The sequence below is a fragment of the Brucella pituitosa genome (genome assembly GCF_003049685.1).
GTDB lineage: Bacteria > Pseudomonadota > Alphaproteobacteria > Rhizobiales > Rhizobiaceae > Brucella > Brucella pituitosa.
Genome location: NZ_PYSY02000008.1, coordinates 114,020 through 125,326, shown reverse-complemented (window position 1 = coordinate 125,326; position 11,307 = coordinate 114,020). Strand labels below are relative to the sequence as shown.

Here is an 11,307-nt window from a genome sequence, read left to right as displayed (position 1 = left end):
CTAATGCTTCGAACCCTACTCTATGACAATCCGATTGCCGGTTGTCGAGTATAGCCGCGAGTTCCAGGAGCGTGCAGCCGACGAGCTCGATCTGCTGCCAAAGGGGTCGGCTATCGCCGAACTGCTCGCCGACTACAGCGTCATGCGGGATCAGGCCCGCGCGTGCAAAGGACGGTGATCTGCGATCTGATCGCCGGCCGCGATATGGTCGAAGACGCGAAAGCAGATCGCCGGATAAGGCGGCGATGGCCGATAATGCCCCGCAGTCAGACGGAGGGGCGGCTGCTCGCCAAGGGTGCCCGTGCGGGCGCCGGCCGATGCTCCGGGCTCGCTTGCTCGAAGTCGCCGAGAATCGGGCAGTCGGGCCGGTGGTCGCCCGCGCAGGCGTCGGCCAGCGTCGTGAGCGTGGCGACCATGTCCTCCATCTCGGCGATTTGATGCCGAAGCTCTTTTGTTCTGGCCGACCGCGGCTCGGTGCCTGGCCGGCAGCTGGCGCCGGAGCGAACCCCGGCGCCGATCGCTCAGCGGGTCGGGCCGCCGTAGACGATGCCGTTCGGGCGATCGCCGACCGGCACTGTCTTGACCACTTCCTGGCTCCCCACGTCGATGATCGACACGGTATCGTCGGCAATGTTGGTCACGAACACGAATGCCCCGTCGGTCGATGCCGAGACGCCATGGGCGCCACCGCCGGTGGTGAGGGTCTTCACTACCTGACCGGTCGCGGTGTCGATCACGGACACGGTGTTGTTAGGCTCCGCGTCGGTGCCCTGGTTGGCCACATAGACGTAGGCTCCATCAGCGGTCGCGAACATCTGGATCGGGTTCGGCCCCACCTCGATCCTGTTCGTTACTTGGCGGGTTGAGGTGTCGATGACCGCCACACGGTTTTCGTCGCGAAGCGAGACATAGACCTGATCGCCGGAGGGCGTGAACCCGACCTGGACCGGCGCGGTTCCGACCGGAATGCGTGCCACCTCGGACAGCGCCTGCGTGTCGATGACGGACACGGACCCATCCTCGACATTGGCCACGTAGAGCTGGGTCTCGTCCGGGCTGAGCCGCAGGCCGTGCGGATAGTCCCCCGTCGCGATACGCCCGATGACCTCGGCCTTTGCGAGATCGACCACGGCGATCTCGTCGCCGCCGGCCAGCGAGACAAAAGCGCGCCCCTGCCGGTCGGCGACCACATGGGCCGGGTGCGAGCCCACCGCGACGGTCGCCTTGGGCGCGGCGATGTTCTGCGGATCGAGAATGACCAGCAGACCCTCGGCCGCAGCTTCCTCGCCGTTTCCGTGGCCGTCGGATTCGTGATCCCCCTCGGTGGCAGGATCTCCGACTGCCAGCAACAGCTTCCCATCGGGCGTCAGATCGACGTTGTGGGGCCCGACCGGGATCGAAACGGTGTCGACCGATCCGGTGCCGAGATCGATGGCGCTGATGGAATTGCCGCCCTCATTGGCAGCGTAGACGGTTCCCCTTGTCTGGCCGAGGGCTGCCGGTGCCTCGCCAGCGTTCGTCTCCAGCCAAGCCTGCATTTCAGCGATCTCGCCTTCCTGCGCCGCGATGATCTGGTCCGCCCACGCCTTGGTCTGCGGATCGTCCCCGTATTGCTGGACGATCCTGGCCATGTCGATCGCGCCCTGATGATGCGGGATCATGCCCCGGACGAAGGCGACATCGGGATCGTCGGCCATGACGCCGTCCATCATCAGCCCGTGCGTCTCGTTCATCGCGTCGACATAGGCCTGCGTGAAGTCGGGAAGGTTACTGCTCGCCCGGGCCGCTTCCGCTTGCGCGGGCGGGCTTGCTGGGTGGTGGGTGTCATGCCCGGACTGGGCGAGGGCGGCGCCTGGCAGGCCTGCCAGGATGCTGACGGAAAGGGCGATTGCGGTTCGGTTCATTGATTTCATCCTTTGGTACGGGAGCGCCGGTCCAGATTCGCGGACGCGGGTCTCCGATATGTTCGCGTGGTCTTTCGTGGTCGCGCCGGAGCAGCCGGAGACATCTTCGTTCTCGCGGCGATCCCTGCGCCTCACGCCGCGATGAGACGTGGCGGCCTCAGGATTCCTTCAGGGGACCGATCGCGCGGGTCAGGGTGCATCAACGTGAAAGCTTCGCCGTTCGCGGCCGGGCCGAGCGTCGGCGGCTCGACGAGAACGGCGGCGGTCAGACAGGTCTGGCAGCAGTCCGCCAGATTTGGACTACCGTCATCACTCACGCAGCCTGCGAATCGATCTGCGCCATGTTCGTCCGGCATGTGATGGCGGGCGCAGTGGCTGGCCGTGGCAGCAGTCTGTTCCTGGTGGATGGCGTGTCCGGCGGGACTGGCGTGTGCCGGGACCTGCAGAACCAGGGCGCTGATGGCAAGCAGCAGGATGCAGATCGCAAACTGGCGCAATCCGCCGCATCTTGCCCTGCCAGCAACTCGCGCGCTCCCGTTCATGCGCCACCTTCCTTCCCGGTGGCACGCGAGGCCCGTGCGATGTCACGTTCACGTCGCGCGCCACCCGACACAGCAAGACCGCCCCGCTGACGGAGGCAAGCCGCCTCGGCCAGGTGCTGTTTCGGATCATTGGCAAGGTGGCCGGTCATGTGGAGACGCCTGACTCAGATTTCCTGCGCGCCGAGAAAACGCCCGAAGGGTTGGATAGTCGGGCCGAACAGGAACACTTCATACGGCTCGGGATCGACGCCCGGAAAATCCATGCCGGGCGAGCCGGCAGGCATTCCGGGAACGGCCAACCCTGTCGCATCCGGTCGTTCGGCCAGAAGGCGGCGGATCGCCGCGGCAGGCACATGGCCCTCGACCACATAGCCGCCCACCTCGGCGGTGTGGCAGGAGGCCAGTTCGGCTGGCACGCCGAGCCGCTGCTTGAGGCTGTCCATATCGGTGGATTCCACAACCCGCACCGGGAACCCCGCAGCCTCGATATGCGCGACCCAGCCATCGCAGCAGCCGCAGGACGGATCCTTGGTGACGTTCACCAGAGGCAGCGCTTCGGCATGCCCCCGGCCGATTGTAGACAACAGCAGGGGAAGTGCGCCGGCAGCGGCCAGAATGGCGCGCCGGCTGATGCGGTGATCGTTTCTCATCGTCAAACCTCGCTTCATGGATTCATTGTCTCCCCGTCACGGTCCATGTGCGGCGCACAATGCGGTGAGCAGCGAATCGAAGGCCGCGGCACCGCCATCACAGCTTCACCTTCCGCAAACGCGCGGCATTGGCGATGACACTGACCGAGGACAGCGCCATGGCGGCCGCCGCGATGATCGGCGACAGCAGGATGCCGAAGAACGGGTAGAGCACGCCCGCCGCGACCGGCACGCCTAGGGCGTTGTAGATGAAGGCGAAGAACAGGTTCTGGCGGATGTTCCCCATGACCGCTTCCGACAGCCGCCTCGCCCGCACGATACCTATAAGATCGCCCTTCAGCAGCGTGACGCCCGCGCTTTCCATCGCCACGTCGGTGCCGGTGCCCATGGCGATGCCAACATCCGCGGCAGCCAGCGCCGGCGCGTCGTTCACCCCGTCGCCCGCCATCGCCACCACCTCGCCCGCCGCCTTGTGCCGCTGCACAACCGCGCTTTTCTGATCGGGCAGAACCTCCGCCTCGACCTCGTCGATGCCGAGCTGGCGCGCGACCGCCCTGGCCGTCGTCCAGTTGTCGCCGGTCAGCATGACCACGCGGATACCTTGCGCCTTCAGCGCGGCCAGCGCCTCGGGCGTTGTGGGCTTGACCGGATCGGCGATGGCGAAGATCGCCGCCACCTGCCCGTCCACCCCCATGAAGATCGCCGTTGCCCCGTCCTCGCGCAGCCGGTCGGCCTCATCGGCCAGCGGCGCGACATCGACGCCCTGCTCGGCGAGGAACTTCGCATTGCCAAGGGGAATGCGCTTGCCCTCGACCACCCCGAGCGCGCCCTTGCCGGTGGGGGAGTCGAAATCCGCGACCGGCGCGAGTTCGAGCCCTCGCTCCTCTGCCGCCCGCACGATGGCCAGCGCCAGCGGATGCTCGCTCGCCCGCTCCACGCTGGCAGCAAGCCGCAGCGCCTCGTCTTCGGTGAAGCCAGGGGCGGGAACGATGGCGGTGACGGCGGGCCGGCCCTCGGTCAGCGTCCCGGTCTTGTCGACGATGATGGTGTCGACCTTCTCCATATGCTCCAGCGCCTCGGCATTCTTGATCAGCACGCCGGCCTGCGCGCCACGTCCGACGCCGACCATGATCGACATCGGCGTGGCCAGCCCGAGCGCGCAGGGGCAGGCGATGATCAGGACCGAAACCGCCGCAATGAGACCGAAGGAGAAGCGCGGCTCCGGACCCCATATCGACCAGGCGACGAAGGCAAGCACCGCGACCAGGATCACCGCCGGCACGAACCAGCCCGACACCTGATCGGCGAGGCGCTGGATCGGCGCGCGGCTGCGCTGCGCCTCGGCGACGAGCTGGACGATCTGCGACAGCATGGTGTCGCGGCCGACCTTCTTCGCCTCGATCACCAGCGCGCCGGACTGGTTCATGGTGCCGCCGATAGCCTTGGCACCAACCTCCTTGGTCACCGGCATCGACTCGCCCGTCACCATCGATTCATCGACGGCGCTGCGGCCCTCGATCACCTCGCCATCGACCGGCACCTTCTCGCCGGGCCGCACCCGTAGGCGGTCGCCGACATGGACGCTGTCGAGCTGTACCTCCTCCTCGGTCCCGTCGTCACGAATGATCCGCGCGGTCTTGGGCGCGAGGTCGAGCAGCGCGCGGATCGCGCCGCTGGTGCTCTCTCTCGCACGCAGTTCCAGAACCTGGCCGAGTAGGACAAGGACGGTGATGACCGCCGCCGCCTCGAAATAGACCGCCACCGACCCGTCATGCTGCCGGAACTGGTCAGGAAAGATGCCGGGCGCGAGCGTCGCCACCATGCTGTAGATCCAGGCAGCTCCGGTGCCCATCGCGATCAGCGTGAACATGTTGAGGCTGCGGTTGACGAGCGATTGCCAGCCACGCTGGAAGAATGGCCAACCGGCCCACAGCACCACAGGCGTCGCCAGCAGCATCTGGATCCAGTTCGAGGTCCGCTGGCTGATGAGGTGGTCCAGACCAAGAAGATGGCCGCCCATCTCCAGCACGAACACCGGCAGCGTCAGCACCAGGCCGATCCAGAACCGGCGCGTCATGTCGATCAGTTCCTCGTTCGGCCCGGCCTCCAGGCTGACCAGCACCGGCTCCAGCGCCATGCCGCAGATCGGGCAGGAGCCGGGGCCGACCTGCCGGATCTCGGGATGCATCGGGCAGGTGTAGATCGTCCCCTCGGGCACCGGCTCGGCCCGTTCCGTCGCGGCGGCAGGGTCGAGATAGCGTTCCGGGTCGGCCAGGAACTTCTCCCGGCACCCGGCCGAGCAGAAGTAATAGGGCCGACCCGCGTGCTCGGCCTTGTGCGCGGTCTTGTGGGGATCGACCATCATGCCGCAGACCGGGTCCTTGACCATGTGGGCACTGTCCGCTGCGACAGCCGCGTGCCCCTGCTCATGGCCGTGGGCCGCATGATCGTGGTGCTGATGATCGTGTTCAGTATTGTTGGTCATTTTTACGCCTCCTCGGCGTCTCGTCCTCGGCCTTGCGTTCGCCGTTCTGCGCTTTCCAATCGCTAGACGGTCAAGAGGTGACTGGAAGCTGGAAAAGTATCGCCGTTTAGTGATTCCCATGGAAATTTCGAACGTTGGTCTGTTCTGGCGCGGCATGTGACCGCATGATGTCAATGTCGGCTGCAGTCTCCTCGCCATCGAGGCAGTATTCCTCCACCTGCAACGTCGAGAAGTAGATGTTGAATCGCTCGCGCAGGAGATGGTTCGCCTGCCGCAGCACCCGCTCGCCGTCTTTCCAGTTCCGAACGCAGATGTGGCTCGAGAAGACATTGCGCCCGGATGTCAGGCTCCAGGCATGGACGTGATGCACATCCGTCACCCCCTCCAATTGCCGGATGGCCGTGATTGCGGCCTCCAGATCCAGGTCTTCCGGCGTGCCCTGAAGCAGGATGTGCAATGCCTCACGCAGAATGCCCCAGGAAGCCCAGAGCAGGACGAGCCCGAAGGCCATGCCAAGCAGGGGATCAATGGCGAGGAAGCCCGTAAATCGGATCACCAGCGCCGAGATGATGATGAGGAAGCTTCCGACGAAGGTCTGGAGGATGTGCCAGTAGGCGCCGCGCATGTTCAGGTTGCCCTTCTGGCGTTCGTACAGCAGCCAGAGCGCGACAAGCTCGGTGGCGATCCCGCCGGCAGCGGCAAACAGCATCGGTGTCGTGGCCAGTTCGATCGGCTCCATGAGACGCATCGCGCCCATCCACAGCACGAAAAGAGCCATCGCGACGAGAAACAGGCCGTTGAAAAGGGCGCCGAGGATCTCGGCCCGGACATAACCGAAGGTACGTGCCGGGCTGGATTTCCGTTCAGTCAAGCGAAGCGCGACCAGTGCGATGAGCACGCCGCCCACGGCAGAGAAGGTGTGGAAGGCATCGGAGATGACAGCGACGGAGCCCGTCCAGATGCCGATTCCCAGCTCGACTACAAAGTAAAGGCCGGTGAGCCAGCCCGAGATGACAAGCGCCTTGCGATCGCCGCCCGCGGGCATGTGACCGGCATGGCCGCCGTGAGACATCGACATGAGTCCGCCTCCTTGTTGCTGAGGGAGAACGCCGGCATCCGACGTCCTCTGCCTGGCCTATGCGCTGACCGCGAATTCGGTCATCATGCCGGTCTCAAGATGCGGCATGTGGTGGCAATGCAGCATCCAGCGCGCGGCCTCGCCGGCGTCGAGCGCGATATCGACCATCGACATCGGCGGCACATATACCGTGTCGCGCAGCGCGCCCCGGACTGCACGTCCGTTCAGTCCGACGACCTGGAACACATGCCCGTGCAAATGCATCGGGTGGCCCATCATCGACATGTTGTGGAATGACAGCACGATCCGCTCACCGCTCTGCGCGGTCACCGGGCGATGCTGGCCCCAGACGGCGCCGTTGATCGTCCACACATAGGGCTGCATCGAGCCGCCCAGCATCACCATGTGGCTGCGGTCCACCGGCCGATCCGGCAAAGCGCCCGCGGCGATCAGACGCGTCTCCTGCGCAAGGTCGCTGTCGAAGGCAGGCGCTTCGGCCTCCGCCATGGTGTCGATGCGCCGTATTTCGGCGCCCTGCGTGGCAAGGATCAGCCCGGTCCGCTCTCGCGCGCCTTCCCGCAGCGCGAGGATCGGCCAGGCGCCGCCCTCCTGCGGCAGGTCGATCTCGAGGTCGAGCCGTTGGCCCATGGCCAAGCCGAACCGCGTGCCGGGGACGGGCTGAACGGCATGGCCATCGACCGCGACGAGCCGGGCCTGCGCTTCGCCAGTCTCGATCCAGAACACCGTTGCCGCGGCGGCGTTGATCACCCGCAGGCGGATGCGCCCGCCGCGCTCAACCTGCACCACCTCGGGATCCGAAAGCGTGCGGTCGTTGGCAAGATAGGCGTCCCAGTCGTAGTCGTTGAGGTCCATCGCCATGCCGTCCATGGCGCCCATTCCCGTCATGCCACCCATGGCGCCGTGATCCATGCCACCCATCGGCATGTTCCCCATCGCGCCGTGGTCCATGGCCGCCATGCCGCCCATGACCGCGCCGTGGCCGCCTCCATGACCGCCGGCGGTCCCGTGGCCGCCAAGGATCTCGGCCATCACCTCCTCGGGTGCCTTGAACGAGAAATCATGCAGGAACAGCACCACCTCCTGCCGGTCGGCGGCGACATCCTCGGCGCTGCGCACGATCAGCGGCGCGGCCAGAAGGCGCATCTCATGCAGCGGCACATGCGCGTGCATCCAGTAGGTGCCGGGCAGCGGCGCGAAGTCATAGGCGCGAGTCTCGCCGGGGGCGAGCATCGGCAAAGGCATGTCGGGCACGCCATCCTGTGCGTTGGGCGGGATCTGGCCGTGCCAGTGGATCAGCGTGTCAGTATCGAGATCGTTGCGCAGATCCACCCGGAACCGCGCGCCGGGATCGAGTGTCAGCCCCTGTCCGGCTGGCCCGGCAAGACCCCAGACGGTGGCGGCGCGACCGTCGATGTCGAGCGTCCGGGTGGCGGCGTGCAGCGACAGCGGGGCGGCGCCCTGCGCTGCCGCGATCCGGGGCAGATGCGCATAGGCCAGCATGGCGGCGCCAGCGGCAAGAAAGCCGCGTCGTGAAAGGGTATTCATGGTCGTCTCCTCGGGACAGCTCGTCCCGTTCATCAAAACCGACAGGACGCCGCGGGCCTCGGCCCGGACGCGCGATCAGAGGAGACGGTGCTTGGGAGGTCGTTCGTTCAGTCCAGGTGCCCGACCGGCAAGCACTGCACCGGTGGGCAGGTCATGGCTGGCAGGCGCGTAATCGCTGCCAGAGCTGTCGCTCGGGGAGGTCAGGAAGACCGAAAGACCGGCGCAAAGCAGCTCACAGCTTCCGGTGTCGATCGATCCGCAGTGCTGTTCGCCATCACAGGAATGTTCGCTGCCGGCCGCAACCTGCATCATCTCGCCGACATGCATCGAGTGATCCGGCTCTGCGCTCAAGCGCGCCGCATGCGCGGAGGTCACCGTCGTCATGACGGCGATCGCGAGTACGGCAAGCATAGTGACGAGGCGCGAGAACATGCCGGAAAGATAGGCGCTGGTCACGGGAATGTCAATTGCCTCCGGCGTCGCGCCTCTGGCAGAAATTCATCCTCGGCATGTAGCCAATAGAAATTCCTCGCCACCAATCATGCAACTCATGCGAAAAGAACTCCGTAATATCTTGTGGCCCGGGTTGCTCGTCGGAGGCCTGGTCATGGCGGTCTTCGCTGGCAGGCACTATGCCCAGACCGCATCCAACGCCGCGTCATCTGCAGAAGTCATCGAACAGGGCCGGCAGATCTATGCGGACCAATGTGCGTCCTGCCACGGTGCGCAGCTCGAGGGGCAGCCGGACTGGAAGACGCCCCTTCCGTCCGGGCGTCTCCCGGCGCCACCACACGATGCCGACGACCACACGTGGCACCATCCCGATGACATCCTGTTCCGGATCGTCAAGGAGGGCACGGCCGCCATCGTCGGGGGCGGCTATAAGAGCGACATGCCGGGCTTTGCCGTCCTCAGCGACGCAGAGATCCAGGCTGCGCTCGCCTATATCAAGAGCACCTGGCCGGAGCGCGAGCGGACCTACCAGGAGAATGTGTCGCAAGCACGCTGAGCGCTGATGGCACCTTCGGGATGGAGCTTCGCTGCAGGCCGGAGCTGCCCGTGCGACCGGCTGCTCAGTTTTCCGAGGCCCACCCGGTGACAGTTGTGGCTGCCGGACAGAAGCGGCATATTTGGATCAACCCGATGGCGACACCTTTGGGAGCGATGTTCGTGGGATTATTCATGGATTACTTGGCCTTTGAAGCGCGCCCGATCATGGCGCAGCGTCGGGTTTTCCCTCAATGAACAATCCCGGCTCCAGTTCATCGAAGCGGGTTCAAGACCGCACGGAGCGGCTCAACAAGAACTGCTTCTGCGTTACACTGGACCTTCCATCGCTGCGCGAGGCGCTGGAGCAGGAGGCAGGTGAGCCGGCGTTCTTCGAGACGTTCATCGGCCCCAAGACCCACCTGTTCTCGCACGTGCCGGTGTTCCTTTCGGCCACCACCGTCAATGAGATGCGCGCGATCGCAGTGGCTGTGGAGACCACCGCCCAACTCGAGGCATACAAGACCGCGGTCCTCTCCTGGGCGCCGGAAATCGCGTGGGGGGATCACGGCCCGCTCGGGGCATTGATGGGCTACGACTTTCATCTCGGCGAAGACGGCCCCCGGTTGATCGAAATCAACACCAACGCCGGCGGCGCGTTTCTCAATGCCTTTCTTGCACGAGCGCAGCGCGCGTGCTGCGCCGAAATGGATATCCCCCCGGCGCTGCCATCGTTCGAGGACGCGGCGTTTCGCATGTTCCAGAACGAATGGATTCGGCAGCGGGGAACGGGCACGCCACAACGCATCGCCATCATCGATGACAATCCGCCGGAACAGTACCTTTATCCCGAGTTCGTGCTCGCGCGGCAAGTTTTGGCGGCACGAGGGGTAGACGCGGTCATCGCCGACGCCGGTCACCTTAGCTACGACGATGGTCGGCTCAGCGTCGACGGAAAGACGATCGATCTCGTTTACAATCGGGTCACCGATTTCGCCTTTGATCAGCCCGAGCACAAGGCATTGCAGGAATCCTACCGTGATGGCGCGGTTGTCGTAACGCCGAATCCGCACAACCACGCGCTCCTTGCCGACAAGCGCAACCTTTCGCTTCTTTCGAATTCCGCGACACTTGAGGCATGGGGAGTCGACCCGGGGATTCGGGCCGGGCTTGCTGCCGTTCCACGCACCGTTTTGGTCAATCCCGACAACGCTGATGCACTTTGGAAATCCCGCAAGGACCTGTTCTTCAAGCCGACAGGAGGACATGGTGGCAAGGCGGTATATCGTAGCGACAAGCTGACGAAAGGAGTCTGGGCGGAGATCGCGGGAGGCGGATACGTTGCCCAGACGCTGGTCCGCCCCAGCGAGCGCATGATCAAGATCGACGAGACACCCCAGAGGCGCAAAATGGACGTGCGACTGTATACCTATGATGGGCAGGTGCTTCTGGTGGCCGCGCGCCTTTATCAAGGCCAGACCACAAATTTCAGGACGCTAGGGGGTGGGTTCGCGCCGGTGTTCGTGATCTGAAGCGAGAGCTGTTGGGATCTTGTATAATGAAATCAATCCCTTAAGGTGGAGAAGGTTGGACGTCAGACCCATCCCCTCCGCCAAACACCGCCGATTGCCCTCTATAGTGCGATAATGCCGCCGATCACCGCATTACATCGGATGAGATAGCAAACCGCCGTTTCTACGCCACAGCCCAATATATCTTGACCGCCCATGGCGGCTTGCGGCCCCGACTCCGTCGTGCATCTCATCCAGAATGAACGGCAGGTTGCGGGTGGGAACGGAGCCCTTCGAAACGACCTCTAGAGGGTCGAAAGCACTCATTCTAAACGTGGTGAAATTGCAGAATTAGAGAATGTCGCTCGACTTTGGCCGGTCCATGCGTTTTCCGTGACCGTCTAGAGCCTACGTCGATATGCGACAGCGATCTGACCTTTGAACTTCTCGCTTGTAATTGTGTACCACTATAACTTACCAAGTCACACGCGAGGAAGGATGACATGGCATCATACTCATTCTTATGGGTAAAACTATGCGGCGTTCTAACTTGTCAATTGACAATTTAATATGGCGGAGTATAT

At 64.5% G+C, this 11,307-nt stretch carries 12 protein-coding genes; 4 read left to right on the top strand and 8 right to left on the bottom strand.

All coding sequences use genetic code 11. The features are described from left to right. The first annotated feature begins 22 nt into the window (after nucleotides 1–22). Nucleotides 23–178 (top strand): hypothetical protein, encoded by a 156-nt coding sequence (locus C9380_RS27015; protein WP_164844754.1) that lies wholly within the window; start codon nucleotides 23–25, stop codon nucleotides 176–178. Nucleotides 179–521: 343 nt separating this feature from the next. Here C9380_RS27015 and copM read toward each other — a convergent pair whose 3' ends face one another. From copM to C9380_RS25575, 8 genes are all read right to left on the bottom strand, one after another. Next, nucleotides 522–1,904 carry a CopM family metallochaperone gene (gene copM, locus C9380_RS25605; RefSeq protein WP_024899896.1) on the bottom strand — a complete coding sequence of 461 codons (1,383 nt, stop codon included), beginning with the start codon at nucleotides 1,902–1,904 and terminating at the stop codon, nucleotides 522–524. A 131-nt stretch (nucleotides 1,905–2,035) separates the two neighbouring features. Next, nucleotides 2,036–2,446, bottom strand: coding sequence for a hypothetical protein (locus tag C9380_RS25600; RefSeq protein ID WP_024899897.1), 411 nt, complete (start codon nucleotides 2,444–2,446; stop codon nucleotides 2,036–2,038). Then, the gene (locus C9380_RS27010) at nucleotides 2,443–2,595 is read right to left on the bottom strand and encodes a hypothetical protein (protein WP_164844753.1); all 153 of its coding nucleotides are present in this window, start codon (nucleotides 2,593–2,595) and stop codon (nucleotides 2,443–2,445) included. Before C9380_RS27010 ends, C9380_RS25600 begins: the two co-directional genes overlap by 4 nt. Nucleotides 2,596–2,610: 15 nt before the next feature. Continuing rightward, a complete protein-coding gene (locus tag C9380_RS25595; protein WP_425598729.1) occupies nucleotides 2,611–3,114 on the bottom strand; it encodes a DUF411 domain-containing protein in 504 nt (167 codons plus the stop codon). Between the two features lie 79 nt (nucleotides 3,115–3,193). Further along, nucleotides 3,194–5,581 carry a heavy metal translocating P-type ATPase gene (locus C9380_RS25590; protein WP_128095078.1) on the bottom strand — a complete coding sequence of 796 codons (2,388 nt, stop codon included), beginning with the start codon at nucleotides 5,579–5,581 and terminating at the stop codon, nucleotides 3,194–3,196. Nucleotides 5,582–5,687: 106 nt separating this feature from the next. Then, nucleotides 5,688–6,659, bottom strand: coding sequence for a cation diffusion facilitator family transporter (locus C9380_RS25585; protein ID WP_024899900.1), 972 nt, complete (start codon nucleotides 6,657–6,659; stop codon nucleotides 5,688–5,690). Between the two features lie 57 nt (nucleotides 6,660–6,716). Then, nucleotides 6,717–8,225 carry a multicopper oxidase family protein gene (locus C9380_RS25580; protein ID WP_024899901.1) on the bottom strand — a complete coding sequence of 503 codons (1,509 nt, stop codon included), beginning with the start codon at nucleotides 8,223–8,225 and terminating at the stop codon, nucleotides 6,717–6,719. Nucleotides 8,226–8,300: 75 nt separating this feature from the next. After that, entirely contained in the window at nucleotides 8,301–8,681 is a 381-nt protein-coding gene (locus C9380_RS25575) for a hypothetical protein (RefSeq protein ID WP_200869487.1), read from the bottom strand. A gap of 151 nt (nucleotides 8,682–8,832) precedes the next feature. Here C9380_RS25575 and C9380_RS25570 point away from each other — a divergent pair, with 151 nt between their 5' ends. Genes C9380_RS25570 through C9380_RS25560 form a run of 3 tightly spaced genes read left to right on the top strand, consistent with a single transcriptional unit; the run spans nucleotide 8,833 to nucleotide 10,744 of the window. After that, nucleotides 8,833–9,234: a c-type cytochrome gene (locus tag C9380_RS25570; RefSeq protein WP_161662579.1), complete on the top strand. Its 402-nt coding sequence runs from the start codon at nucleotides 8,833–8,835 to the stop codon at nucleotides 9,232–9,234. Nucleotides 9,235–9,284: 50 nt separating this feature from the next. After that, entirely contained in the window at nucleotides 9,285–9,470 is a 186-nt protein-coding gene (locus C9380_RS25565; protein ID WP_128095077.1) for a hypothetical protein, read from the top strand. Then, nucleotides 9,467–10,744, top strand: a complete 1,278-nt coding sequence (locus C9380_RS25560; RefSeq protein WP_128095076.1) for an ATP-grasp domain-containing protein — start codon at nucleotides 9,467–9,469, stop codon at nucleotides 10,742–10,744. The genes C9380_RS25565 and C9380_RS25560 overlap by 4 nt, the downstream gene beginning before the upstream one ends. The last annotated feature ends 563 nt before the right edge of the window (nucleotides 10,745–11,307 follow it).

Bases quoted from the DNA above. Each gene is read 5' to 3' on its own strand.
- C9380_RS25585 (WP_024899900.1), bottom strand. From the start codon at position 6,659: ATGTCGATGTCTCACGGCGGCCATGCCGGTCACATGCCCGCGGGCGGC.
- C9380_RS25600 (WP_024899897.1), bottom strand. From the start codon at position 2,446: ATGAACGGGAGCGCGCGAGTTGCTGGCAGGGCAAGATGCGGCGGATTG.
- C9380_RS25560 (WP_128095076.1), top strand. From the start codon at position 9,467: ATGAACAATCCCGGCTCCAGTTCATCGAAGCGGGTTCAAGACCGCACG.
- copM (WP_024899896.1), bottom strand. From the start codon at position 1,904: ATGAACCGAACCGCAATCGCCCTTTCCGTCAGCATCCTGGCAGGCCTG.
- C9380_RS25570 (WP_161662579.1), top strand. From the start codon at position 8,833: ATGGCGGTCTTCGCTGGCAGGCACTATGCCCAGACCGCATCCAACGCC.
- C9380_RS25595 (WP_425598729.1), bottom strand. From the start codon at position 3,114: ATGAAGCGAGGTTTGACGATGAGAAACGATCACCGCATCAGCCGGCGC.
- C9380_RS25580 (WP_024899901.1), bottom strand. From the start codon at position 8,225: ATGAATACCCTTTCACGACGCGGCTTTCTTGCCGCTGGCGCCGCCATG.
- C9380_RS27010 (WP_164844753.1), bottom strand. From the start codon at position 2,595: ATGACCGGCCACCTTGCCAATGATCCGAAACAGCACCTGGCCGAGGCG.
- C9380_RS27015 (WP_164844754.1), top strand. From the start codon at position 23: ATGACAATCCGATTGCCGGTTGTCGAGTATAGCCGCGAGTTCCAGGAG.
- C9380_RS25590 (WP_128095078.1), bottom strand. From the start codon at position 5,581: ATGACCAACAATACTGAACACGATCATCAGCACCACGATCATGCGGCC.